The 25,166-nt window shown below is 40.5% G+C and carries 19 protein-coding genes; 8 read left to right on the plus strand and 11 right to left on the minus strand.

What is annotated here, in order from left to right; translation table 11 throughout:
- Nucleotides 1-96 precede the first annotated feature (96 nt).
- The 4 genes from T7867_RS06445 to T7867_RS06460 all read right to left on the minus strand — a co-directional run bounded on the left by T7867_RS06445 (nucleotide 97) and on the right by T7867_RS06460 (nucleotide 4,016).
- Nucleotides 97-396 carry a GIY-YIG nuclease family protein gene (locus T7867_RS06445; protein ID WP_068216997.1) on the minus strand — a complete coding sequence of 100 codons (300 nt, stop codon included), beginning with the start codon at nucleotides 394-396 and terminating at the stop codon, nucleotides 97-99.
- A 233-nt stretch (nucleotides 397-629) separates the two neighbouring features.
- Entirely contained in the window at nucleotides 630-995 is a 366-nt protein-coding gene (locus T7867_RS06450) for a YccF domain-containing protein (protein WP_068216999.1), read from the minus strand.
- Between the two features lie 78 nt (nucleotides 996-1,073).
- On the minus strand, nucleotides 1,074-1,685 hold the full coding sequence (locus T7867_RS06455; protein WP_273514431.1) for a hypothetical protein: 612 nt from the start codon (nucleotides 1,683-1,685) through the stop codon (nucleotides 1,074-1,076).
- A gap of 72 nt (nucleotides 1,686-1,757) precedes the next feature.
- Nucleotides 1,758-4,016: a family 20 glycosylhydrolase gene (locus tag T7867_RS06460; RefSeq protein ID WP_322299977.1), complete on the minus strand. Its 2,259-nt coding sequence runs from the start codon at nucleotides 4,014-4,016 to the stop codon at nucleotides 1,758-1,760.
- Between the two features lie 95 nt (nucleotides 4,017-4,111).
- On the opposite strand from T7867_RS06460, the gene T7867_RS06465 reads away from it, so the two are divergent.
- The gene (locus tag T7867_RS06465) at nucleotides 4,112-5,086 is read left to right on the plus strand and encodes an isoaspartyl peptidase/L-asparaginase family protein (RefSeq protein ID WP_288340431.1); all 975 of its coding nucleotides are present in this window, start codon (nucleotides 4,112-4,114) and stop codon (nucleotides 5,084-5,086) included.
- A 177-nt stretch (nucleotides 5,087-5,263) separates the two neighbouring features.
- Here the strand turns inward: T7867_RS06465 and T7867_RS06470 are convergent, their stop codons facing one another.
- Nucleotides 5,264-6,499, minus strand: a complete 1,236-nt coding sequence (locus tag T7867_RS06470; RefSeq protein WP_322299978.1) for a DUF418 domain-containing protein — start codon at nucleotides 6,497-6,499, stop codon at nucleotides 5,264-5,266.
- Between the two features lie 251 nt (nucleotides 6,500-6,750).
- Nucleotides 6,751-9,879 carry a S41 family peptidase gene (locus T7867_RS06475; RefSeq protein ID WP_322299979.1) on the minus strand — a complete coding sequence of 1,043 codons (3,129 nt, stop codon included), beginning with the start codon at nucleotides 9,877-9,879 and terminating at the stop codon, nucleotides 6,751-6,753.
- A gap of 100 nt (nucleotides 9,880-9,979) precedes the next feature.
- Between T7867_RS06475 and T7867_RS06480 the strand changes: the two genes are divergently transcribed.
- The 3 genes from T7867_RS06480 (at nucleotide 9,980) to T7867_RS06490 (ending at nucleotide 13,203) form a co-directional block, all read left to right on the plus strand.
- Nucleotides 9,980-12,244 carry a TonB-dependent receptor family protein gene (locus T7867_RS06480; RefSeq protein WP_068217011.1) on the plus strand — a complete coding sequence of 755 codons (2,265 nt, stop codon included), beginning with the start codon at nucleotides 9,980-9,982 and terminating at the stop codon, nucleotides 12,242-12,244.
- 1 nt (nucleotide 12,245) lies between these two features.
- Nucleotides 12,246-12,839 (plus strand): nitroreductase family protein, encoded by a 594-nt coding sequence (locus T7867_RS06485; protein WP_068217013.1) that lies wholly within the window; start codon nucleotides 12,246-12,248, stop codon nucleotides 12,837-12,839.
- A 229-nt stretch (nucleotides 12,840-13,068) separates the two neighbouring features.
- Nucleotides 13,069-13,203 carry a hypothetical protein gene (locus T7867_RS06490; protein WP_262501393.1) on the plus strand — a complete coding sequence of 45 codons (135 nt, stop codon included), beginning with the start codon at nucleotides 13,069-13,071 and terminating at the stop codon, nucleotides 13,201-13,203.
- Between the two features lie 27 nt (nucleotides 13,204-13,230).
- On the opposite strand, the gene T7867_RS06495 is transcribed toward T7867_RS06490, so the two are convergent.
- Nucleotides 13,231-13,932: a methyltransferase domain-containing protein gene (locus T7867_RS06495; RefSeq protein WP_068217015.1), complete on the minus strand. Its 702-nt coding sequence runs from the start codon at nucleotides 13,930-13,932 to the stop codon at nucleotides 13,231-13,233.
- Nucleotides 13,933-13,969: 37 nt separating this feature from the next.
- Between T7867_RS06495 and T7867_RS06500 the strand changes: the two genes are divergently transcribed.
- Entirely contained in the window at nucleotides 13,970-14,428 is a 459-nt protein-coding gene (locus T7867_RS06500; RefSeq protein ID WP_157717526.1) for a hypothetical protein, read from the plus strand.
- On the opposite strand, the gene T7867_RS06505 is transcribed toward T7867_RS06500, so the two are convergent.
- Entirely contained in the window at nucleotides 14,405-15,511 is a 1,107-nt protein-coding gene (locus T7867_RS06505; RefSeq protein WP_068217020.1) for a type III polyketide synthase, read from the minus strand. The genes T7867_RS06500 and T7867_RS06505 overlap by 24 nt on opposite strands.
- Before the next feature lie 48 nt (nucleotides 15,512-15,559).
- Here T7867_RS06505 and T7867_RS06510 point away from each other — a divergent pair, with 48 nt between their 5' ends.
- Nucleotides 15,560-16,465 carry a UbiA family prenyltransferase gene (locus tag T7867_RS06510; protein WP_068217021.1) on the plus strand — a complete coding sequence of 302 codons (906 nt, stop codon included), beginning with the start codon at nucleotides 15,560-15,562 and terminating at the stop codon, nucleotides 16,463-16,465.
- On the opposite strand, the gene T7867_RS06515 is transcribed toward T7867_RS06510, so the two are convergent.
- Nucleotides 16,459-17,574 carry an NAD(P)/FAD-dependent oxidoreductase gene (locus tag T7867_RS06515; protein ID WP_068217024.1) on the minus strand — a complete coding sequence of 372 codons (1,116 nt, stop codon included), beginning with the start codon at nucleotides 17,572-17,574 and terminating at the stop codon, nucleotides 16,459-16,461. The genes T7867_RS06510 and T7867_RS06515 overlap by 7 nt on opposite strands.
- Nucleotides 17,575-17,689: 115 nt before the next feature.
- On the opposite strand from T7867_RS06515, the gene T7867_RS06520 reads away from it, so the two are divergent.
- A complete protein-coding gene (locus T7867_RS06520) occupies nucleotides 17,690-20,185 on the plus strand; it encodes a zinc-dependent metalloprotease (RefSeq protein WP_322299980.1) in 2,496 nt (831 codons plus the stop codon).
- 54 nt (nucleotides 20,186-20,239) lie between these two features.
- Here T7867_RS06520 and T7867_RS06525 read toward each other — a convergent pair whose 3' ends face one another.
- Together T7867_RS06525 and T7867_RS06530 are read right to left on the minus strand one after the other, a co-directional pair.
- Nucleotides 20,240-21,481 (minus strand): aspartyl protease family protein, encoded by a 1,242-nt coding sequence (locus T7867_RS06525; protein ID WP_322299981.1) that lies wholly within the window; start codon nucleotides 21,479-21,481, stop codon nucleotides 20,240-20,242.
- A gap of 50 nt (nucleotides 21,482-21,531) precedes the next feature.
- Nucleotides 21,532-21,972 carry an SRPBCC family protein gene (locus T7867_RS06530; RefSeq protein WP_322299982.1) on the minus strand — a complete coding sequence of 147 codons (441 nt, stop codon included), beginning with the start codon at nucleotides 21,970-21,972 and terminating at the stop codon, nucleotides 21,532-21,534.
- A gap of 107 nt (nucleotides 21,973-22,079) precedes the next feature.
- On the opposite strand from T7867_RS06530, the gene T7867_RS06535 reads away from it, so the two are divergent.
- Nucleotides 22,080-25,166 (plus strand): CHAT domain-containing protein, encoded by a 3,087-nt coding sequence (locus T7867_RS06535; RefSeq protein ID WP_322299983.1) that lies wholly within the window; start codon nucleotides 22,080-22,082, stop codon nucleotides 25,164-25,166.

Here is a 25,166-nt window from a genome sequence, read left to right on the forward strand (position 1 = left end):
ACCGAAAGAATCTGTTCATTAATTGCAATGCTTTTAACAAGCAGATTCTTTCGGTTTTCGTACCTCAAGCCTCAGAATGACGGCAAAGCTGAATGTTCACCAGCTCAAAACTTCTTCTGAAAGATCATCCCAATTGGGATTCACGGAATTGATTAGCTTTTCTTTATTAATTCTGGTTTTACCCTTTACAGCCTTTTCCCTTTTAATTGCCTCTTCTATAGAAGAAAAGTGTTCCATATAAACCAGAAGTTTCAAGTTATATCTGGCTGTAAAACTCTTTGGGTAGAGGCCTGTAATATGTTCCCTAAGTCTGGAGGCCAAGTCCGAAGTGACCCCAGTGTATAGCGTAGTCTTATTCGTCAGTATATAAACTGAACCTCCTTTTGCATGCGTCATTACTCAATATAAGAATATTGCTAAAGTAAAGTCTTGTACATCATTCTGAGGGAGAAGACTTCTTGATAAAGAAGTAATCGACCGAAAGAATCTGTTCAAGAGTTGCAGTGCTTTCAACGAGCAGGTTCTTTCGGTTTTCGTACCTCAAACCTCAGAATGACGTGGTAATCTGGTAGATTCTTTCGGATCAGGTACTCAGGGCATTCAGCTAAAGAGGCACCTTATCTGCTTACTTAAATTTCCCTCCCAAACGGTGCAAAAGCCAATCCGGCTAGCTTAAAGTGTTGTAAGCCGAAGGGAATTCCGATAATGGTGATACAGAAAATTGCTCCCCAGAAGAGGTGGGTGAGGAAGATCCAGAAGCCACCGAAGATAATCCAGATAATATTGAGCGGGAGAAAAAGACAACCACCAGTCACTGTGCCGGGCTTTACTTCCTGACCGAAAGGGGCAAAGCCCAGAATGGCCAGTTTAAAACATTGAATTCCCCATGGAATACCGACTACGGTAACGCATAGTGCGATTCCACCTAAAATATATTCCAGTGCGATCATCCAGCCACCGAAGACGATCCAGATAATATTAGCAAATAACCTCATGTTGACCTGTTGTTTTTGACACTGGTAAGTTAAGGGTTATCCGTTAATCGGAAATCTGCGAGTATTAATTTCTGCTGATTATATAAGCTCTCTAAACGAGATGACACTGTTATTCTCCCTATCCAGTTCAAAAACAGCAGACTTGTCATCTCCATTCATTCGATATTCATGGAAGTAGATAACTGGTCGGTTATTAAAGTCTATACTGTAGATAGAAAGATTGAACTGGCTGAGCAGGTGCTCAAGGTCTTTAAGTGCTGATTCTTCTTCTGCCAAGGCTAGCTGATACGCCTCAGAAGGTCTGTTGTTTTTTCGACTCAATTGTCCTTCGGCAGCAGCTCTCAATTTCAGATAGTCATCGACCTGATCTATTGGGAAGGGATGAGTAAAGGTTGAAATACTTTCTACTTTGTCTGAAAGGTTGGCTAGGTGTAGCTGTTTTACCCTTTGTCTGGTGGTATCTTGTAACACAAGCAGCGCCTTTTGTATGGGGGCTTGGTCTGCCAAAAATACCAAGTCAATCTTCTGGTATCTCAACGGAACGTAAGACTGGCTGTCATCTTTATATTCATAAAAGAAAGCTCGAATCTGCCCTTCCCACTTTTCTTCGTCCGATCTTCTATCGCAAGAGAGAAAAACAAAGGCAGCTAGAGCGCCTAAGAGGAAACCGTTTTTGGCTAGTGTTTTCATGATCCTAATGTTGAGGCTTCTAAAATAGTATACTCCGAATTAAGCTCTGGAATTTTAACATGTTTTGACCTATCAATGGCCGAGCATATCAGCTGGGATTTCTTGCTTTTCCATATTAGTGCCTGAAATAAATGCCTTTAGGCTCTCTCCGCCACCAGCTTCGAAATACTTAATAAGAATAGGATGATAGCCAGCTTTTAGGGCTATTTCGCCAGACCTTTCTTGTGCACCATGCAAGCCATCATTATTCACTACCAACACGTTACCGATTGAAAGCGAACTGCCATCGTCAGAAGAAGTGTAAAAGGTATAAATACCATCTGCTGGAATATTGATAAAACCTTGCATCACCAGCCCAAATTGATCTGGTTGGTTTTCTGGCAGCTCAACTTTAGTGGCAACGTAATTTGAGTTTGGTCTGCCTCCAAGCTTTTGAACAGTATTGAAGTTGCCTTCAAATAGTCTGACGGCAAGACCTGCATCTATCTTAAGTGGGTTCACGGAAGTAGTCAACGATGATTTTTTATATGAACCGCTCACTACAGGGCTAGCTTTCCCTGATGAGGTGATAGTTACAGCTTTTACTTCTACTGGGTCGTTAGCAATGTTCAGTGTTATTGGAGAAGTATATTCAGTAGAAGATATCGAAGGTTCTGTTCCATCGATTGTGTAAAATATCTTAGCGCCTTTATACGGGGTAGAAAGCTCAATCTCAACTTCATTGGAGAGCGTTAAGCCTTGTTTAAGACCAGCCGGTGCTGCCACATGATAGTTGACATTTCGTGCGTCTAGCAATTGGTATTGGTACTTCAGTTTTTCCTGAAACCTATCCCAATCTTTATGCTCTGGCTGCGTCCAAACCGTTTCGGCCAAAGCGATGGCACGAGGATAAACCATGTATTCCACATGATCTGAGGTCTTCATATATTCTGTCCACACGTTGGCTTGCGCCCCTAAAACAAACTCATGGAACTCATCTTCTAAGGCTGCCGGAATTGGTTCGTAATGATAAACTTTTTCTATGGTGGTGAATCCGCCAATGGCCAAAGGCTCATTATCTGGGTCGGCCTGATAATGGTCGAAGTACATACTTCCGTTAGGCGTCATTACTACATTGTGTTTGGCCTCGGCTGCTTCAATGCCTCCAGACTCTCCTCGCCAAGACATTACTGCTGCACCAGGCGCAAGCCCGCCTTCTAGAATTTCATCCCAGCCAATGAGTTGTCTTCCATTGGCATTTAGAAATTTCTCCATTCTCTGAATGAAGTAGCTCTGTAATTCGAACTCATCTTTCAACCCCTCTCTTTTAATTACCTGTTGAGCGAGAGCACTCTTTTTCCAAGCTGTTTTTGGGGCTTCATCTCCTCCAACATGAATGTATTCGCTAGGAAATAATTCCATTACCTCGGTAAGCACATCTTCCAAAAACTCGAAAGTCTTTTCACTTGGACAGTAGATATCGTCATAAACGCCCCACTGTGTGCCCACTTCATAAGGGCCAGGTGCACAGCCCAACTCTGGGTAAGCAGCCAATGCAGCCAATGAATGGCCAGGCATTTCAATTTCAGGAACAATGGTTACCTGTCTTTCTTGCGCATAGGCTACAACCTCTTTAATTTCTTCTTGTGTGTAGAAACCACCATAAGGCTGTCCATCACCCACGTAAGGGTTGAAGTTTTTCTCCAGAATAGTTTCCTTTCTTTGGCTTCCTACCTCGGTTAACTTCGGGTATTTCTTGATTTCAATTCTCCAGCCTTGGTCTTCTGTGAGGTGCCAGTGGAAGGTGTTGAACTTATAAAAAGCCATCAGGTCTATGTACTTCATGATGAACTCTTTCGGGAAGAAGTGTCGACCAACATCTAGGTGAAGCCCTCTCCAAGCAAAGCGGGGTTCATCTTGAATCTCCATATAAGGCAAATTAGCCATGTGCTTTTGTGGAGGAAGCATCTGAATCAACGATTGAACCGCATAGAAAAAGCCTTTTTCATGGCTAGCGCGAAGATGTATACCAGTTGAGTTGATACTCAATTCGTAAGCCTCTTCGGCCAAACCTTGTTTTTCTTCGAACTTAATTTCAGCACTTCCTTTTTCTGCTATGTGAGATTTCCAGCCAGAGGTATTAAGGTAATCGTTCAGAAAATTCATCGATTTTTCAGCAGATTCAGCATTACTATGTAGTGCAGGCTGACCATTCAAAGCATAATGCTTATTCATTTCAACGGTCATGCTTTGGGGCTCAGGAACAATTTGAGGTTCAATTACTTTGGCTGGTTTTGTGGCGCAGCTAAAAAATAGAGTGAGCAGTAAGACTATGGCAAAAAGGTTCTTCATGGCGGAAGTTAACCACATGTTGACAAATATGAAATGCTTTGGTATTTGCTAGGTTCTAAAGAGTCGATTTTGATATCTTGGACAAATTTTGAATTATGGCAGACAGACGCAAATTTTTAAAATCGACCATTTTCAGTGGTTTAGCCGTGAGCACAGCTTCTTTAAGCAGCCTCTCTTGCTCAACTCCAAAAGAGCCTAAAAAACCGATAGTCATTTCTACTTGGAACCACGGAAAAGAAGCCAACGCTGCCGCTTGGGAGGTTTTGAGTAAAAACGGAAAAGCGGTAGATGCTGTAGAAAAAGGGGTAATGGTAACTGAAAACGACCCTAATAATGCGACTGTCGGAATTGGTGGTTTCCCTGATCGTGATGGTAACGTTACGTTAGATGCCTGCATTATGGATGAAAATGACAATGCTGGTTCTGTAGCGTTTTTACAAAACTTCAAGAACCCAATTTCTGTGGCCAGAAAAGTAATGGACGATACTCCGCATGTGATGTTGGTAGGAGAGGGAGCTAAGAAGTTTGCGCTTTCTAAAGGGTTTAAAGAGGAAAACTTACTGACTGAAAGCTCTGAAAAGGCTTGGAAAAACTGGTTGAAAAATCAGGACTATGAGCCAGAAATCAATATTGAAAATCACGATACTATTGGTATGGTGGCGTTAGATGAAAATGGAAACCTTTCTGGAGCTTGTACTACTAGTGGAGCCGCATGGAAAATGCATGGAAGGGTAGGAGATTCACCAATTATTGGTGCTGGCCTTTTTGTTGATAATGAAATTGGTGCTGCAACAGCGACTGGGCTTGGTGAGTTTGTGATCAAAATTTGTGGCTCGCACATGATTGTCGAGCTGATGCGTCAAGGCTTTTCTCCTCAAGAGGCTTGCGAACAAGCCGTAAACAGAATAGTGAAAAAGTACCCGGACAATTACAAAAACCTTCAAGTTGGCTTCCTTGCGCTGAACAAGCAAGGTGAATATGGTGCCTATTCCATCCACAAAGGTTTCAACTTTGCCGTTCGTTCTAACGATCAGGACGAGCTGATTGATGCTGGGAATTATAGTGGTTGACCACCCCTAACCCCTCCTAAAACAGGAGGGGAATTGGACCTCGTTGTCCTTAAACCTTATGCGAACTAATCCTCCTTTTTTAAAGGAGGTGGCCGAAGGCCGGAGGATTTGAAATTCTCTTACTTGTGGATATATTTTACACCTCTGCTCATGGTGAATACTCTAAGAGCGGGGAGGTCAGTCTTTCCCCATCTTTTGCAACTTGCCATAGGTGAGTGTTCGCCATAGCCACTCAAATGGGCCGAATTTAAAATAGGCAAGCCATACGGCTGAGAGTGCAATAACCAAAACGCAAATGCCTAATACGAAAACCGCTTGGAGTGATCGGTCTACATCTCCGAAAAGTGCCAGTCCTTGACCATAAAAAATGAAGGAGCACACAAGTGAAATGAGTAAGTAGTTGCTCAATGCCATTCTGCCAACATCAGAAAGTCTTCTGGCTAAAAAGCTTCGGGTAGAAGATTTGCAGAAAAGCATAACCACTCCAATGTAGCCAATGGCCATTAAAATGCTACCCCAATAATTGAGTTGAGAAAAGAAGAAATAGCTCATTCTAAAGTCCCATTCGTAGTTGAAGTGCAGCATTGTTCCTACTGCAACTAACGGAAGGCCGAGACCTATTCCATAGCCAATCATTTTCAGGTAAAAACGCGAAGATTGTTTAGCCTTAAATGACTTGCGCCTGTAAAGGGCCATTCCGATAAGCATCATTCCTGCGTATTTCCAGAAACTTTGAAAAACAAACTGAGAGGTTTGTCTATTGAAAGCCTGTGGTGCCCTATACAGTATTTGCCTTTCGTAGGGGCCGGTATAAAAATCAATTTCTTCGGCTACATCGGCACTAGTAGGCTGCCAAATTTCTGTTCTATTGGTTTCATATTCGCCAGGTTCCCATACCGGCACGGTGTACCCAATTATAAGACTAATGGCCGAACCAATGATTAAGAAGATGATGCCAGCTCTTATTTGAGTGGACGATTTCTTTCTTCTGAAAACGAACATGAGTAAACCAGTAATGGCTAGGGCTAGAAGAACATCGCCATACCAAAGCAGATAAGCGTGGAGAATGCCGATAATTCCTAAATAAACAAACCTTCTGTTCTGCAAGTCGCTAGACCTAAGGTGCTCTCTTCTGGCTTTTTGCGAAATCATTACCATGCTGGCACCAAAGAGCATTACGAAAATGGCTTCGAACTTCTTATCCACAAACACGTGACTGAAGATCCAGACATATAAGTCGTTGCCACTCAAACTTTCATAAACTGAAGGATTAAGGTAGGCAGCCATGGGCATGGCAAAGCTCTGAATGGTCATAAAGACCATGCCTAATACGGCAACCCCACGTAGAATATCGATAGAAGCATGCCGAGCTTTAGGCTCAGTTGGTGTCAGAATGTAAGATGCGTTCGCCACGAAGTGGAAAAATATATAATTGTATTGAAATGAAAAAGTACTTAATAAAGCTCAAAAGTGACCAACTCCTCAATAATTGCTGTTGGCGTATCTGTTAAGGACCTTAAAAGCAAAGTGAAGCTGCACCAAAAACACAGTGTTATTCCTGACTCCGATGAGGAATTTCGTCAAACTATTGAGGTTCCTAGCAGGTAAATTCGAAAATCTAGGTTTTTGAAACAGCTTCTTTTAAGATTAGCAGTAGATAAAATTTATTTCTTCAGTTGCTTCAAAACCTCTTCAATAGCCTTGTCTAGCTGAGGATCTCTGCCTTTCACTCTGTCTTCAAAAGTAGTTCTAATGTAGATATCTGGCTTAACCCCCACCTTTTCTATATTCTGACCATCCAAAGTATAAGTTCCCCAGCTTGGTAATCTATAAGACGATCCATCGACCAACCCAGCACTGCTAGTAAAGATAATCCAACGGTAAGTTTCAGTACCAATAATGGTTCCTAGGCCTAGCTCTTTAAAGCCAGTAGCTGTCATTTCCGCATCACTCAAACTTTGCTCGTTGATAAGCAGAACGGTTGGTTTGGCACCAGCACCAAAATTGCCTTGAGGAGTAAGCTTACCCTCTCTAAACTTCCATTGTAAGTATGGCTTTTGTGAAAGGAACTTGAGCACTTCATCGTGAACGTTTCCTCCAGTGTTATAGCGCAAATCAAGAATTAGAGCGTCTCGGTTGTAGGCTTCAGAAGTCATTTCAATGAGGAAATCTTGCAGCGATCCGCCACCCATGTTTTTCATATGAACATAGGCTACCTTATTATCCGTTTTCGTATCAACCACTTCCTGATTATGTGCAATCCACTCGTCATAAAGGTTGGTGCGTAAACTGCCAGTGCTTTTCGGATGAATTTTTACTTCAACCGATGCATCACCGCGTTTAAGGGTAAGGCTAACTTCTTCATCGATTGAAGGCTTCGACAGATAGTATTCTCTATTAACGTATTGGTCTACTGGTTCACCATTGATGGCCGTGATTACATCGCCTACCTGAATGTTTTTATCTGGGAAGTCTGCAGGGCCCTCACTGACTATGCTCGTAACTTCATAAGGATTATCATTCGAGAACATAAGCCCCAGGTTTAAGCTGGTACTGCCGAAATAGGTTCTTTCATCACGCCCATAAGTATTGAAGCCCATGTGTGATGAGTTGAGTTCACCAAGTAAATCGTTCAGTAGTGTTCTCAATTCTCTTCTCGAACTTATTTGCGGGAGAAACTTTGCGTATTGCGTTTTTAGCTTTTGCCAATCTTCTCCATGGAAGGTTTCATTGTAGAAGTTCTGTTCAATACCTGCCCAAGTTTCATAGTAAATCTGCTCAAACTCGCTTTGTAGAGACCTTCTGAATTTGTAGTCGATTTCTATATTTGAAAGTTTTCGGCTACTTGTATTCAGCTTGCTGATTTGCCCCCCGTTGTTCACATAAAGGTTTTTCTTCACCTGAATAATACCTCCAGCTCTTCCTGAACCATCTACTTTTTCGGTCTTTGTTCTTTCAAAAGGCTCTAGTGTAGTAATCCAAAGAGAACGCTGAGCCTCATCGTGATTAGAAGAGTAAATAATCTGGGTTTTATCTCCCGATTTAATCACAAACGGATTGCTTTGGCTGCCGAAGCTTGGACCGATGCTTTCCATAGCCCTCAAAACATCTGCCTCAAAGTCTATTTTAGTTGTAGGGCCTTCATCTGTCTTATCTCCCTCTTCTTCATTGTCTTTTTTCTCAGCTTCAAAAACCTTGGCGAGTTTATCGGATTTAAATTCACCCTCTTGTCGAGTAAGAGGTATTCTGTAAATGTTGGCATTCTGCAAGCCAAACGGATAACTTGGCTGAGTTCTGTTACTCACAAAGTACATATACTTACCTTCTGGCCCCCAAAATGGACTGGTTTCGGGTACACCCGTTTTGGTATAATTGTGAACAGATTTGGCCTCAATGTCATAAATGTAAATGTCTTCCTCAAAATCGTTGCGTACGGTGAAGGTGAGGTATTTGCCATCGGGCGAGAAACGAGGCTGCGGATTGTAAAGTCCCCAAAGTTCTTCTTTTGTTACCGTTTCACTCTTAAAAGTTTCCAAGTTTAGCAAGCGAACTTCACTTCTTCCACTGTAATAAGCGGCATGGGTAAGTTCTGGGTTGAGCTCGATATTTCGGTCGAAGCCTTTGTCTTGAGTCAGCTGCTTTTCTCCTGTTCCTGTAGCTGCATCTATGGTAAAAAGGTTAGTGTAGCCACCTACAGTTTGAGTATAAAGTAAGGTCTTGTTATCCTTTAGCCACTTTACTTCAACCACTCTTTCTTCAGCGCGGGTTTTTAGCTGCTTTACAAACTTACCTGAGATGTCTGATACAAAAAGTTCACCACGGCTCACGAAAGCTAGTTTCTTTTCGTCTTGAGAAACATCGAATGTGGAGATATTTCTGTTCGTAGAAAACTCTTGGTCTTGCGCCAGCGTGTTATTCTGAAAAATGGAAATATAGACTTTCTCACTTCGCTTGCGAGCAACGTTGTATAGGTAAATCTGATAGTCTTTTTCAAAAACCACAAAGCCTCCATTGGCATTCACCTGTGGATTCTTAATGGAAGTGTTGAAATTGGTCAGTCGGGTTTTGTTGCTATTTACAAAACCGTACAGGTTGTATTGCCCGTTCGATTCATCTGAAGCAAAGTAGATGTTACCACTCTTATCGATGGTGCTCCACATATCCTTTCCATCATAATCGGTTAGTTCTTCATAAGTTCCAGTATTAGGATTGAAGGTTTTTATATCTGGGTTGAATGCACCTTTGTACCTTTTTCTGTGTACCTGATTGCTGCTTTCCCAGCTCTCGTTGAAGAAAATTCTACCATCAGGGTGGATAGCCAGATTATGCGGCCAGTTAAAGTAATGATCGAAAAGTCGTTTAGGTGTTCCTCCTGTAATGTTAACCGAATAGGCACTTAATCTATTATATCGGCCAGATTGGAATAGTATGGATTTGCTATCCCATGCCCAAGTCTCAACCCTATCATTAGAAGAATTGTATGTGAGTCGTTTGATTTCTCCACCGTTGATTGCCATTACATAGACATCGGCATTGCCATATTGGGTAGAGGAAAAGGCAATCCACTGACCATCGGGGCTGATTCTTGGAAATTCTTCCACACCGTCCATGCCGGTGAGGCGAGTGGCTGTTCCACCGTTGCTGCTTACTTTCCACAGGTCACTGTCGTAAGAGAAAACTATTTGGCTACCGTCTGGTGTTAAGGCAGGGGTAGAAGTAAAATAAACATCTTGCTGTGCCGAAACTGAGAGAGTCAGTATCACGCATAAACCACTGAGAAAAGCTCTGATCATAAGATTAGTTTTAACCGATAAATGAAATTGCCGTTTGTAAAGTGAGAAAAACCGACTTCATTCGCCTGTTCGTCCAACTCACGGCATAGAAAGAATATCCATGAATTTAAGAAGTTCTTATTTAATCCTACTGGTTTGCCTTTGCGCTTTTACACCACTGGCAATTCATGGCCAAACCAGTTTAATAATCCTTGATGAACAGTTTAAGCCTATAGAAGCGGCCACCGTGCTGAGTGAATCGGGTATGAGCGGAGTTTCAGACACGGAAGGAAGACTAAGCTTAGGGATTGAAGCGGCAGAACTGCTCACCATTCAGCATGTTAATTTTCAAACAAAGCAGGTTTTGGGCAAGCCGAATCAAACTCAAAAAGTAATTCTGGAAGCCAATGTAAAAAACCTGAATGAAGTGGTGGTTGAAGGTTTTACCGATAATGAAAAGCTTTCCAAAACAGCAGGAGGCATTGCCCGACTTGAGCCGAAGGATTTAAATAGATTCGATAATTTCTCTTTGGTTTCGGCAGTAAATACGGTTCCAGGAGTGCGGTTCGAAGAAAGAGCTGGTGCCAGCTATCGGATATCCATTCGTGGAAGCTCCATTCGTTCGCCATTTGGAGTGAGGAATGTAAAGGTTTATTGGAATGGTATTCCATTTACAGAACCAGGTGGAAACACATTTCTGAATCTGCTCGATTTGGCGAATGTCGGTAATATGGAAATCATTAAAGGACCTGCGGCCAGTGCTTACGGTGCCGGAAATGGTGGAGTGATCAAACTCCAAAGCACCAACTTGTCTCAGCTTTCCAATGCTACAGAAGTGGGGCTCACGGCTGGTTCTTTCGGAAGCTTCCGCTCCAGCGTTAAGTCAAACTGGTTAGGCGAAAAAACGAGCATCACCGGTAAGTATGCTTTTCAAACCAGCGATGGATACCGCGATCACAACGCAATGCAAAGGCATGTGGCAGAAGTTGATTTGCTGCATTTCGCCAACGAACGCAAGACTTATTCGGCTTCAATCCTTTATTCCGACCTATTTTATGAAATTCCCGGAGGCCTAAACCCAACTCAACTCGCTGAAAACAGAAGACAAGCCAGACCGGGCAGCGAGGCCTTCAATGCCTCAATCGATCATCAGTATTTCATTATCCGTGGAGGGCAGGAATATGAGTTTTCAGAAAACTTCCGCAGCGATGTAAATGCCTATTTCTACAACCGCAACTTTGAGAATCCTTTCAACCTAGATTATAAACGAGACCAAGAAAACAGTGTGGGCTTTCGTATTCAGCTAGAGAATGATTTTAGCTTTTTAGGCCGAAAATCTTCTGTTACTTATGGAAACGAGTTTCAGGTAGCCTACTTCGATGGTAGTAATTTCGGGAATGTGGCGGGCGAAGCGGACACCATTCGTTTTAGAGATGAACTAACCAATAAGCTTTCTTTCTGGTTTGCCGATGTTAAGTTGAACCTGACCGAAAGCCTGAAGCTCACAGTTGGCGCTAGTTTAAATCACATTGATTATGATATCAATCGGGTGGAAGATAAAATCAATAATTCACCTGGCCAATTCAAAAAAGAATTCGATCGAGTGTTTAGTCCAAGAGTGGCCTTGAGTAAGACTTGGGCCGAAAACTTCAGCACACACTTGTCGGTATCGCATGGCTATTCTCCACCAACCACCACGGAAGTGCGCACCAATGAAGGTAGCATTAACACAGCCTTACAGCCAGAGATTGGCATTAACTATGAGCTGAATATTCGCGGTGCCGCAGTAAACAGAAGGCTTTCTTATGATGTGGCACTGTTCATGTTCAATCTGGATGAGTCCATTACCACAGGAACTGATGGTAATGGGGTAGTGCTATTTCAAAACTCTGGTCAGATAGACCAAAAGGGTTTGGAAGCTGCACTTCAGTGGAATTGGCTCACTCAGCCTTCCGCAAGCTTTACCAGCTTCAACAGCCGATTGGCCTACACGCATCACGATTTTGAGTTCAAAGAATATGTAGATAGGGGAGATGACTTGAGCGGAAATGCCTTGACTGGTACTGCACCGAATGTGCTTTCTCTGATGACCGACTTCAGCCTAAGAAGCTGTTTTTACGCCAACTTGACTTACCAATATTCGGATGAAATTCCTTTAAATGATGAGAACACTGTTTACTCCGAGGCTTATCAGGTACTCCATACTAGAATTGGTTACCAACGAGGAACTCCAAAAACGGATTACGAGTTTTTTGTAGGAGTGAACAACTTGTTCAACAAGCAATATAGTTTAGGCAACGACCTGAATGCTTTTGGACAAAGATATTTCCAACCTGCCCCGGAAAGAAGTTTTTATGTGGGCTTAAACCTGAAATTCAAACACTGATATGACAAAGTTCGATACCCAATCGGTTAACGATTTAATAAGAAACAGACGTTCTATTTATCCTGCGCAATATACTGATGAGCCGGTTGACGATGCCATCATTAAAGAGATGTTGGAGAATGCTAATTGGGCGCCAACTCACAAGCTGACTGAGCCTTGGCGATTTATGGTTTTCAAAGGTGAAGGTTTGAAAAAGTTGGGTGAGTTTCAGTCGAACCTTTACAGAGAGGTTTCTACCCGAAACGGAAATTTCAATGAAGCTACTTTTGAAAAGTTGGCTACCAAGCCATTAACTGCATCGCATGTAATTGCCATTGGCATGAAGCGCGATGAAAGAGGCTTTGTACCAGAAGTGGAGGAAGTAGCCGCGGTATCTATGGCAGTCCAAAATATGTATCTCACTGCCACCGCTTACGGTGTAGGTTGTTATTGGGGAACAGGAGGCGTGACTTTCTACCCTGAAGCCAAAGCCTTTTTCGGGTTAGGAGAAAACGATAAGTTCCTCGGCTTTCTATTCGTAGGTAACGTAATGGAAGGCTTCGCACCTCAAGGCAGAAGAAATCCTATTGAGGATAAAGTGAGTTGGGTTTGGTAAGATCGTCCCTACCAAAAAAATGCTCAACATTTTTTGCAAGCCCTATTTTCTTCCACCATTAATTTAGGTTTGCATTGAGTAGTTTAATTGAATAATACGCACATTCAATTCAATTGAAAGATGTTTGCTTTCAAGCGAAAGTGTTACAAAAGACTATTCGGATTTACATGAATTTGTCAATTCAAAAATATTAGCACTTAGAGTTTAAATCGAGAAAACAACATCAGATATGAATACAGTAATAGTTATTGGTCTAATCTTCGGCCTAACCCTTTTGATTGCCCTTTGGATGTCGTTGAGACATAAGGGGCCAATTCAACTATACATGGATATAAAGCGTGGCAGATTCTTATTGAAAAAGTAGAAAGGAATATTTTGACATTCAAATGTGTCAAAAAACCAACTGCCACCTAAAGGCCCACATCCATTGGAGGGTGAATCGGCCAATTTCTGCATCGTTCATCAGCTGAACCAGCTCTTTTCTTTTGAAAGCTCGAAGCACAGAAAGAGGTCCATCGTTCTTCACCATTTCCGATTTGGAGAATAGGTTCACCAGCAGCTTGATTGAATGATAAGCCAGCGGATGTCTGTGTAAGTCGTTAATGACTACTCCAATTTTCGCTTGAGACTTGAATTGCTTGAAAATACCTGTCAGCTGTTTTTCTGTAAAATGGTGCGTAAAGAGCGTGCAGAGAATGATATCGAACTCTCGCTGTTGGAATTCTTTAGAGAATATATCCTGTACTTCGAACCGAATGTTGCTGAACTCTTTACAGTTTTCTCGGGCATACTCAATGATATGAGGGTTGGCGTCAAAGCCCACTAATTCCACATTGAGGTTCTTTTTGGAAGCCCAATGTGCTACGAGTTTGAGAATGTCTCCACCACCGCAGCCTAAGTCGGCAATAACCAGCTTTTCAGGGTTTCGCCTTCTAATGAGCTTTACAATGCCGTCTATGGTTACAAAGTTTCCTCCCAGCCATTTGTTAATGGTTTCTAACTCTTTCAAGGTTTGAGAAATAACGGGACCGCTAGCCGCTAGGTCGTCCATTAATTCTTCTTCGTAGGTTCTATTTTTAAACTTTCCGCTCATTCTATTGATTAAACATAATGATTAAATTGATGCTATAATGAAGCGATTGTTGATATGTTTTGTGTTTTTCACTTTGGGGGTGTCTGCCGCTGAAGCTCAAAACAATCAACAGAAAGAGGCACAGGCGTTTATTCTAAAGGTGGTTTCTGAGTATAAGAATCCCTTAGCCTACTATCCTTTCAACAGAGAATTGTTTTTGCCAACTCAAGCGGAAGTAGATTCAATTGAAAATGCAATCAATAAACATGCGTTATATTATTCATCGCCATTTATTGTTTTAGGGCCTGATGATAGTCTGAAAAGGGAAATCTTTTTAGATGCTTACGGGCAACCAATGTTTCCTCAAAAGATTACTTATTCCAAAAGTTCGCAGTCGGCTAGTCATCAATTTTTTAGGCGTAAACAGAATAGGTTACTCAATGCAAACCCTAACCTAGGGAAGTTTTTACTCTACAATCGGCAGTTTAAGCAATCAGCAAACCCTGAGAAGCATTGATTCCATGGTTAGGCCAGGCCCAAAGGCGAGGGAGAGAATGCTTTCGTTTCTATTTTCGGTCGTAAGGCTATCCCATAGCTGTTTTATTACGAATAAAATAGTGGGTGAAGACATGTTACCATAATTCTCTAAAACGGTTCTACCTGCCCAATCGGCTTCTTTACTCAGCTCAAGTTCCGACTCAATTACTTCCAAGATTCGTTTCCCTCCTGGGTGAAATGCAAAGTGATTGATGGTCTCTGTAGCTGATTGGCTTTTAAGCCTATTTACTAACTCGCCAATTCCTTTTTCAATGAGTGATGGTACGTAAGCACTCAATTTCATCTCGAAACCAAAGTTGCCAATGTTCCAGGCCATTTCGGAAGAGCCCTCAGGGTATATTTCATTTAGGAACCCTGTCGGACTAAGCACTAAGTTATTCTTTGAGTCGGTCTTTTCTGCCGACATGATTACTGCCGCAGAACCGTCACCAAAAATGGCATTGGCCAAGAGATTATCATCATCTGCTCCTTTTTGAAAATGGATGGTACAAAGTTCGGTAGCCACAATGAGCACTTTGGCCTTTGGGTTAGCTCTGCAAATTTGGTCGCCCAGCTTAATGCCAGTAAAAGCTGCATAACAACCCATAAAGTTTACGCAAGTCCGTTCTACAGAAGTCTTGAGCCCCAGCTGATGGATTAGGTCTATGTCTAAACCTGGAGCATACATACCCGTGCAACTAATGGTGATAAGATGAGTAATATCTTGGAATGAAAGATTGGCATGGTTGAAAGCATTTTTAGCCGCTTGCGCTGATAAACTCTGAGCTTCTTTTCTATAAAGTTTAGCTCTATCATCAGTTGTTGGGAAGGGCTCCAACGCTTTATTTGTAGGGTAGAAAGTCCACTGAGATTGATCTGCCGACTGGTAATCGTTGATTACGGAATATCTCTTTTTAATGCCAGACGCTCGATAAAGTGCTTTAAGTCTGGTAAGTGCCGAACCTTCCAAACCATGAGCTTGACCCATAAATTCGAAAACGTTGTGTTGCTCAATGCAGTGTTTAGGATTGGCCAGGCCAATGGAGATTATATTACTACTCACATTCTATAATAGTCGTTTTGTGCTAAATTGTTCAGACAAAATCTGAATATGTTCAAAAAGGCAACCTGGCTTCACTTACGCATTCCTTTCTCTTATTTTCTACTGCCAATTTTCTTGTTTGCCATCTCGTTGAGTCCCAACCTAAACGAGTCTGGTCTACTTTGGCTATTTGTTATACTGCACTTGTTTGTTTACCCAGCTAGCAATGCATTCAATAGCTACTTCGATAAAGACGAGGGAAGCATTGGAGGACTTAAGAATCCGCCCAAGGTAGATAAGAATGTGTTTTTTATTGCTCAGGCCTTCGATACCATAGGCCTTTTTCTGGCGCTTTATTTCTTTCAAAGAAACTGGACCTTGGCCGCTATGCTTTTGGTCTATGTTTTGGTTTCTCGTGCATACAGTCACCCTTCGGTACGACTGAAAAAGTATCCGCTACTGAGCTGGCTAATCGCTGGCTTCTTTCAAGGTGCTTGGGTGGTTTGGTTAGTCTATATTGGCTTGAATGATTTCAGTTTTACCAGCATTTTTAAACCTCACATATTGATACCAGGCTTTTTGGCTTCCGCAATTCTTTGGGGCTCTTACCCAATGACACAGGTTTACCAACATGAAGAAGATTCCAAAAGAGGTGATATCACCCTCTCTATTAAGCTCGGAGTTTTGGGAACATTTCACTTCACGGCCATTTGCTTTGCAATTGCTTCAGCCTCATACGTTTGGTATTTTGCTAGTTATCACGAATTGAAATACGGACTTCACTTTTTGCTGGCCTTATCGCCAGTTCTATTGTTTTTCGGCTGGTGGTATTTACAAGTGAGAAAGAGTGCAACGGCTGCCGACTTCAAAAACACCATGCGCTTGAATTTTATCAGCGCTACTTGTTTGGGGGGGTTCTTCCTCTATTTCTTTCTCAACTCCTCGGGAATATTGAATGTGGCAGGTGCTTACTGAAAAGGCTCTCCGTGTGTATTCTTCATTATTCTTTTGGCCAAAGGCCGAACAGACTGAACTAAGCCAACAGCCAATTCTGAGCTAAATTTTGTGCCGAACAGTTTTTGAGTTTGTCTTCCTACCCAGAGTCTTTTTTTGAACAGGGAGTTCCATTCGTTGAGGTAGGCATTTTCTAGTTCTGTTCTTTTCAGCGAATCTCCAGCCCAGTAAACTTTGATTAAATCGGCCAAGATTTTTCCACTATGAATGGCCATGGCCATACCGTTACCGCAAAGTGGGGTGATGAGCCCTGCAGCATCGCCAGCCATTAGAATGTGATTTTCAATAAGCTTTTTTGGAGCAAAGCTGAACTCATTAATTACTTCTGGCTTATCGAAAAGGAAGTCTGAGTTTTTGAATAAGTGCCTAAGCTGAGGATTTTTACAAAGCACATTTTCTTCCATTTCAGCAATGCTTCCGTACTTCTTCAGAACACTCCTAGAACCAAGGTAACAGAGGTTGTACTTTCCATCTTCAATGGCGCTGAAGCCGCAATAACCTCCTTCAAAGTTGTGGAGGCTTACCGTGTTTTTTGGAGCATCTGTTTTTACATGATATTTCACTCCGAGAAAAGGTGACCTTTTTGAAGTGAATTCCCTGCTAAGCTTTTTATCTAGAATTGAATTTTTTCCATACGCACCAATCACCAAGTCAGACTCAAATTGTCTTCCGATTGACGTTTCTATGAGAAACTTTCCACCCGAGAAAACACAACTAAGAATGGTGGTTTGCTCATGTACTTGAACCCCTAGTGCAGATGCCTTATTAACTAAGTGCTGGTCTAGTGCAAAGCGGCTTAGACCAAAGCCACCTAGGTCTAAGGGCATTTGTAATGACTTTCCTCTTATTGATGAGAGCTCAAATTGCTGAATTTGAGGTAATTCTAGATCTGGCAATAATTGGTTGGCAGAAAAGTATGGAGCTACTTCATTAGAAATATATTCTCCACATACTCTGTGAAAAGGGTATTTTTTCTTTTCAAATAGGGTAACTAAATAACCAGATTGGGCTAGCTCTATCGATGAAATTAAGCCTGCTAACCCACCACCTACTACAATTATTTCTTTCACGAACAGAATGCTTTTTCAACCACTTAAATAAAACGAAAAATTTATAGTACTTTTTGGATTAAGTTTGAAATCCTATCGACAATTCAAATAGACAAATAACTGTAATATGAAATCAATGAAAATTACTAGAAAGGGCTTAACCAGCCTGATCCTTCTAGTGCTGATGATGATTGGGTTATCCAATGCAGATGCTCAGAGCAGAAGAGAAAGAAAAAAGCAAGAGGAAGAAGCTGCTAAAAAAGCTGCTACTCAGACTCAAAAAGCCCCTGAGAAAAAAGGAGGAATTCAGCCTTTCAGTAAGGTAATCACCAAAGATGCCGAAACTGATGAAGGTTTATTCAATGTACATAAGCTAGACGATAAGTACTACTTTGAAATTTCTGATAGCTTGTTGAATAGAGACATGCTAATGGTTACCAGAATTGCAAAAACTGCATCAGGCATTGGTTTTGGTGGAGGTAAAACTAACACTCAAATGCTTAGATGGCAGAAAGAGGGTGATAAGATTTTGCTTAGAATTATCTCTACTCAAGTAACCGCTGCAGATTCTTTGCCAATTGCAGAGGCTGTAGAGAACTCTAACTTCGCACCAATATTAGCTTCATTCCCGATCAAAGCTATCGCTAAAGATTCAGCAGGTAGTGTAATAGACGCTACTTCATTGATGTCTAGCGATAATAAAACTATGGGTCTTCCTGGTTACTACAGAAGTGCTTACAGAGTGACAAGATTGGATAACGATCGTTCTTATATCACTAGAGTAAGTGCTTACCCAGAGAATATTGAACTAAGACATGTAAAAACTTATTTCGCAGGTAATTCTCCTTCTTCTAGTGCAGATGAGTCAATTACTGTTGAAATGAGTAACTCAATGATTCTTCTACCTAAAGTGCCTATGCAAAGAAGACTTTTCGATAGAAGAGTAGGTTGGTTTGCTAGAGGTACTACAGACTATGGCCTAGATGTTCAACAGTCTAAGACAGTAAGATACTTAGACAGATGGAGACTTGAGGTTAAGGAAGAAGATATGGACAAGTTCAGAAGAGGAGAGCTTGTTGTGCCTAAGAAGCAGATTGTTTATTATATCGATAGAGCTACCCCAGACAAATGGGTAAAATACATTAAGCAAGGAGTAGAAGATTGGCAAGTAGCTTTTGAGGCCGCTGGTTTCAAAGATGCTATCATTGCTAAAGAAGCACCGTCTAAAGAGGAAGATCCAGATTGGAGTCCGGAAGATGTAAGATACTCTACCGTAAGATACTTAGCCTCTCCAATTCCAAATGCTAATGGTCCTCACGTTTCTGATCCTCGTTCGGGTGAAATTCTTGAGTCAGACATTAACTGGTATCACAATGTAATGACTCTTTTGAGAAGATGGTTCTTCGTTCAGACTGCGGCTATCAACCCAAGAGCACAATCTCCAGAGTTTGATGATGAAGTAATGGGTCGTTTGATCAGATTCGTTTCTTCTCATGAGGTAGGTCACACACTTGGTCTTCCTCACAACTTCGGTTCTAGTAATGCATATCCTGTAGACTCTTTGAGGTCTGCTGAATTTACGCAAAGAATGGGTACAGCACCATCTATCATGGACTATGCCAGATTCAACTATGTGGCTCAGCCAGAAGATAAAGGTGTGGCACTTATGCCAGAGATTGGAGAGTACGATAAGTATTCAATTGCATGGGGTTATAGACCTATTTTGGATGCAAACTCTCCAGAAGCTGAACTTCCTACATTGAGAAAATGGATTGAAGATAAGAAAGGAGATCCTCTTTACAGATTCGGGCGTCAAGGTAACTCTAATGACTATACTGCTCAAAGTGAAGATTTAGGAGATGATGCCATGAAGGCTAGTGCTTATGGTATTGCTAACCTTAAGAGAATTGTTTCTAATGTTCGTGATTGGACCTACGTTCAGGGCTCTGACTATACTGAACTTGAAGAAATGTATGGTGAGGTTCGCTCTCAGTTCAACAGATACATGGGTCATGTAAGAAGATATGTTGGTGGTGTGAAAGAAGATTACAAAACTGCCGATCAGGATGGTCTAGTTTATACTCACGCTCCAAAGGCTAAGCAAAAAGAAGCTGTTAAGTTCTTAAATGATGAATTGTTTAACACACCAATGTGGATGTTGGACAACGAAATTATTGGTAGACTTCAAGATTATGGTGCGGTTGAAAGCATGAGATCTTTACAAGCTTCTACCCTTAATGATTTATTAGGGTGGGGTAAACTTGGTAGAGTAATAGAGAACTCTACTCTGAATGGCTCTGAAGCTTATAGCATCTTAGAATTAACTGCTGACATCAGAAATGGTATTTGGTCAGAGTTGAGAGTGGGTAAGGCTATTGATACATATAGACGAAACTTACAAAGAGCACATATTGAAAGACTTGGTGAATTATTGACAGAAGATGAATCAAACTCTAGGTTTGGCAATAGTATTGATGCTTCTCAGTCTGATATTAGACCAATTGCAAGAGCCGAACTCAAAGCACTTCAGTCATCTATCAGATCTGCCATTTCAAGAACATCAGATAGAATGAGCAAAATCCATTTGGAAGATGCTCTTGTAAGGGTAAATGACATATTAGATCCGAAGTAATTTGGAGATTGCATTAAAGTACAAAGGGCTGCTCATTTGAGTAGCCCTTTTATATTAAATCATTCTTCTTAATCGAATACTTTTTCTGTACAGGTTCCCGTTTCTCTTAATTATTAGCTCTAAGGTTGAGCCGGGATCTCCTCGCAAGAGACCATTCATCTCAGACATCGAAAAGAAGAAAACAGGCTTTCCCGAAATTGCAATTATTTCGTCTCCTGTTTCTAAAGAGACTTCTTCAGCTGGTGAGTTAGGTATTATAGAGCTTACAACATACTCATTTAGCTCTTTACCTTGTGCTACAAAAGTGAAACCAGCTCTATTGAACTTGAACTCTTCTCTATAATTTTTCTCTTTCTTAAAGTAAGCGACTTCATTAGCATAGTCGTATATAATGTTGAACTTTGATAAAACATCCGAGCCAATAGTTCCATACCTTATTATGGAGCCATCATCATCCGTCAAGTTTTTCTGTATCTTCCAATCCTGTGGAAATGAGGTTAGCACTTTTCTGAACGTAAATTTTCCGCCTATGTTAACCTTTTGGACTCTTCCAATTTTTCCTTCTAGGCTACCCGTAATACTGCTACCCAACGTGTGTTCTATTGTTTTTCTTGGGAGGACAATTTCATCATGCCTTTGTTCATCCAAGAATATAGCGCTGCTGGCTCCAGTATCAATTAATAAGCTGGCTTTTATCTTCTTTTGACCTTTCTGCTTTATTTCTGTGATTATGTAAGGCCTAAAACCCTTAACATCGATCTTTACCTTTTTATAGCCTTTCGGAGCTTTAAATTTACTATGGTCATAAAGCCTTATTCTTTCTTCTTCATAATCTATTTCAACAACAAATCTGTTGAATAACTCTGACCCAAGAATACCATGGGCATCAATGCCTAGCATACCCTTAATGTCCAAATTGTTTTCTTTAAGTACGAGCATGGTTTGTTGTGACGCCTCTACACCTGTCATCTTTATATTAAGGTCGCTTGCTACTAGCAAGTCTGTAACCTTGTTACCGTTCGAAGCATAGACGGGAATTTCGCGTGCGTTAACCAAGTTATTCTCTCCTATAACCCACCGATCAAAGACCAAACCTGATTCCGAACCAGTGTCTAGAATGAAGTTGAATGGCCCTTTACCATTAAGTACAATGGGAACTACTATTAAGTTACTTTCTTCTCGAAAGCTTAATTCTACATAACCTTTGCCATCAGATAATGAGAACCCAAGAGGGTTTTGAGCAACGGCCTGAAAACAGAGGACTGCCAGAGCCAGAGTAAGTAATTTTCCTTTCATGAGTTCTTTGATTTGACTGTATTAAGAACACATACGATATATGTTCACCCTTAGTTTTTGCCGAATATCCTTTTGTATAAAGGCTTCCTGTAAATAAACTGTGAAAGTATAAATGGATATATCATAAAGGTTAAGATGTCATTGTAGCTCTTGAATTCTACTATATCTTGGATTTCCGTACCGTTACTCAATTGTTTGATTAGGTGTTTGTGTCTCCAGAAGACGAGGCCATGAGGTAATTTCACTCCTTCATCAATAAAGTAGTATTCTCCCTCTATTTCGGATTCAGCAACTATTTTACTTGTCCATGTCTGTTTAAAGAGAAAAAAATTTAGTTCTAAGCTTACAATATCTCCCGGTTTGGAACCATCATACCTTTTTAGAGTGACTTTTGGAAAAGGTGGACTGAGCCTGCTTAAGAGGTCATCGTTAAAACCGTTTTTCACATTTATAAATGATTGACCTACTTTTGTCTTTACGGTAAACTTCATGTGCTAGAAACCAATAATTTTGCTCGTTTGTTAGGCGGATTACGTGAGTTCTTGTTCGCTGCAGTCTTTGTTATTATATTAAAGTAGTTCGCCTCAACACAAAAATAATGTTTACTTATCAAGTTAATAAGGCATGTATAATCAGGGCAATAACTTTTTGCTCGTTAATGGTCTTATGTCTTTCCATAAGGTCTCAAGATTTTGGAAATAGAAAAGCGAAATACATCAGAGACACGTCTCCTTTTTCTAAGGCGATAGATTTTCACAATAAGGCTAAATCTGCAATTGGCAAGGGGCGCACAGACGAGGCGATAACAAATTATTTGGCTACAATCGAGGAGTACAATTCCATTTATAATTCTGCTAAAGATGCTGGTAATTATGAGTTGGCTATTAATGCACTAATAGAAAAAGCTGATATAGAAAGAATAATCTATCCAGTGGATACAGCTTTCAATAGTCTGGATCAGGCCTCGGTGTTGCTTAGAAATGAAATACCAATCGAAAACTTTCTATGGTTCAAAACATACTTATCATATGGTCAAGTGGCTCATGTGGGTTCAGATTTTTATAGGGCTACTGACTATTTAGATTCTGCTCAGATTCTTTACCAGAAGTCTGAATCTTATGATAGTTCAAAGTATAGAGACTTGTTAGAGTACAAGTTTTATGGTTACCTGTATTCCAACAAGAGTATTGATACCGTACAGAAATATATAGATATCCGCTTTGATTGGGAGAGTGAAGAGCAAAAGAAGGATCCAAACCCACAGAGGCTTATATATTTATTAGAAGACTATCCAGATATCTATACTCAAAAGGGAGAATATGAAATTGCCTTAGCTTACGCTATTAGCAATTATAAGTTTTTTAATCAGAATAGATCGAAAATTAAAAATAAGGATAGATACGCAGAAGTGTACTTCGATCTTGCTTTAGCTCTGTTTAATAAAGATCAATTTTTGAAATCACTTCAAATTGTTGAGGAATACCTCCAATCTAATGAAAGTAGAATTAATCCACGTTCTTATCTAACTATGATCTCTCTAGCGGGTCTAATTCATGAGGAGATTGGAGATCATGAAAGGGCTCTCTCTTATTTTCAGGAGTTTTTGAACGTAAAAGTTTCTTCTTTTGATGAGCAGTCACAGAGAAACCATAAAATAGCGCGAGCGACTGCCTATTTAAATGTAGGAATTAATCTCTATAGACTTGAAAAAAGAGAATTAGCCCTTGAGAATTATCGCAAGTCTTTAGATGAAATGAAGGGAATTGTAGAATTCCCTAGCACAGCATTAATCAATTGCTATCGATATATCGGAGACTTTTATGTACAGGAGGGTCAATGGGAAGACGCCCTTATTAGTTATGATAGTGCCCTTAGGAATACAGAGTTGAAATATACTGATCCTATATTGGAGTTTCCCAAAACAGATAGCATTTCACGTTTTTCTTTAGAGTCGCTGACTTTACTAAAAAAGAAGTCTAGTGCCATATTAAATAATGGTGGTCAAAATCAACAAAGATCACTTGAGTCGGTAATTGAGTATGTCGATAAAACTGATGAGAAAATAAGAGCAAATAGAGAGGATCTATATAAGTCTGATGGGAAACTCTTTTTGAGTCAGTTCTTTAAAGATATGTATGAGACGGGTATAGAGGCTTGTTTTAAGTTATATCGACTCACAGGGGAGAACAAATATGCCAGAAGAGCCTTTGAGTATGCTCAAAGAAGTAAGTCCAACCTTTTTTTAGAACAAGAAAAAGACTACAAGGAGTTTACAAGCTCTGATATTCCCCTTGGGTTAAAAGAAGAATATTATAAAAGCTCGGCTAGGCTAGAAAACCTTAAGGTGCAGCTCTATAATGCTTTAGATAACTCAGTTACTGGTGACTCAGTATTGAGATTAAGCGATCAAATAATAAACCTTGAAACTCAAACAGAGTCTTTGCGAGATAGTATTTCAGAAAATTTTGAATTGAATGGTTCAGAAAAGTCAGCGGCTATTATCGCTCCAGATATAAAGGATAGGTCTATTTTAATTGAGTATTTCTATGGTCAAAAGAATGTATTTGCCTTTGGCTTGAATAATGAAGGAGATATATTTTTCGATAAAACATCCAATGATCAACTGCTGGAAGAGAGTTTAGAAGGTTTTTTAGAGATTGTATCAACCCCACCCGATTATGAGCGTTTCGAAACAGACTTAACTGACTACCGGAAATATGCATATAACCTGTATAAGCGTTTATTAGAGCCTACACTCGAGAAAATGTCTGGGTCTGTCAATGAGTTGATAATAGTTCCTGATGAATTCCTTACAAGAGTACCGTTTGAGGCATTTTTGCAAGACAATGGTGAGGGCAAAACTTATTGGGACTTTGACTATCTGATCAAGTCCTTCAATATTCGATATCTGATTTCTTCTAATAGAAAAGAAAGTGAAAGATCTTCTATTAAAAAGGAATCCAAAATATTGGGTATGGGCTTTAGTGAGTCTTTGAACACAAACTCCGGCTCGTCAAGCTTATCATCTCTGCCAGGGACAGAAAGGGAGATTCAGTTCTTAGACGCTAGTTTTGACGGAGACTATTATTTAGGAGCTGAAGGCTCTAGAGAAAGATTTCTGTCCGATGCCAAAGACTATGACATAATTCATTTGGCAGTACACGGAAAAGCGGATAGCTCAAATAGGTTTCAATCTAGTCTAATTTTTAATGGTAAAGACAGTGTTTTAAACACTAACCAACTCTACTTAGCAAATATAAGAGCTCAATTAGCTGTTCTCAGTGCTTGTGAAAGCGGCAAGGGTCAAATTGAATCAGGAGAAGGGACATTTAGTATTGCAAGAGGGTTTGCTATTGTGGGTGTACCTAATATTGTAATGAGCCTTTGGGAGGTTAATGATAGAACTACCTCTTCACAAATGGTTGACTTCTATAATAATTTTTTAAACAATGGATTAGATTTGAATTCATCGCTCCGTCAAGTGAAATTAGATTACATTAAAGAAGGCGATTCATATTTAAGTCACCCTTATTATTGGGCTAGTTTTATTCACCTTGGTCAGAATATAGAGTTTGAGGAGAGTTTTTTAAAGAGGAATTTAGGCTTGGCTATTTTATTAATGGCTAGTGCTTCAATTCTGATTATCATGATCTTTTGGTATAAAAAAAGAAAAGGAATCCAATAG

Origin of the sequence: Roseivirga spongicola, assembly GCF_034376045.1 — a bacterium.
Classification (GTDB): Bacteria; Bacteroidota; Bacteroidia; order Cytophagales; family Cyclobacteriaceae; genus Roseivirga; species Roseivirga spongicola.

What these genes read in the sequence shown, in the direction of transcription:
- T7867_RS06445 (WP_068216997.1), bottom strand. Translation starts at nt 396, where the DNA reads ATGACGCATGCAAAAGGAGGTTCAGTTTATATACTGACGAATAAGACT.
- T7867_RS06450 (WP_068216999.1), bottom strand. Translation starts at nt 995, where the DNA reads ATGAGGTTATTTGCTAATATTATCTGGATCGTCTTCGGTGGCTGGATG.
- T7867_RS06455 (WP_273514431.1), bottom strand. Translation starts at nt 1,685, where the DNA reads ATGAAAACACTAGCCAAAAACGGTTTCCTCTTAGGCGCTCTAGCTGCC.
- T7867_RS06460 (WP_322299977.1), bottom strand. Translation starts at nt 4,016, where the DNA reads ATGAAGAACCTTTTTGCCATAGTCTTACTGCTCACTCTATTTTTTAGC.
- T7867_RS06465 (WP_288340431.1), top strand. Translation starts at nt 4,112, where the DNA reads ATGGCAGACAGACGCAAATTTTTAAAATCGACCATTTTCAGTGGTTTA.
- T7867_RS06475 (WP_322299979.1), bottom strand. Translation starts at nt 9,879, where the DNA reads ATGATCAGAGCTTTTCTCAGTGGTTTATGCGTGATACTGACTCTCTCA.
- T7867_RS06480 (WP_068217011.1), top strand. Translation starts at nt 9,980, where the DNA reads ATGAATTTAAGAAGTTCTTATTTAATCCTACTGGTTTGCCTTTGCGCT.
- T7867_RS06485 (WP_068217013.1), top strand. Translation starts at nt 12,246, where the DNA reads ATGACAAAGTTCGATACCCAATCGGTTAACGATTTAATAAGAAACAGA.
- T7867_RS06490 (WP_262501393.1), top strand. Translation starts at nt 13,069, where the DNA reads ATGAATACAGTAATAGTTATTGGTCTAATCTTCGGCCTAACCCTTTTG.
- T7867_RS06495 (WP_068217015.1), bottom strand. Translation starts at nt 13,932, where the DNA reads ATGAGCGGAAAGTTTAAAAATAGAACCTACGAAGAAGAATTAATGGAC.
- T7867_RS06500 (WP_157717526.1), top strand. Translation starts at nt 13,970, where the DNA reads ATGAAGCGATTGTTGATATGTTTTGTGTTTTTCACTTTGGGGGTGTCT.
- T7867_RS06510 (WP_068217021.1), top strand. Translation starts at nt 15,560, where the DNA reads ATGTTCAAAAAGGCAACCTGGCTTCACTTACGCATTCCTTTCTCTTAT.
- T7867_RS06520 (WP_322299980.1), top strand. Translation starts at nt 17,690, where the DNA reads ATGAAAATTACTAGAAAGGGCTTAACCAGCCTGATCCTTCTAGTGCTG.
- T7867_RS06525 (WP_322299981.1), bottom strand. Translation starts at nt 21,481, where the DNA reads ATGAAAGGAAAATTACTTACTCTGGCTCTGGCAGTCCTCTGTTTTCAG.
- T7867_RS06530 (WP_322299982.1), bottom strand. Translation starts at nt 21,972, where the DNA reads ATGAAGTTTACCGTAAAGACAAAAGTAGGTCAATCATTTATAAATGTG.
- T7867_RS06535 (WP_322299983.1), top strand. Translation starts at nt 22,080, where the DNA reads ATGTTTACTTATCAAGTTAATAAGGCATGTATAATCAGGGCAATAACT.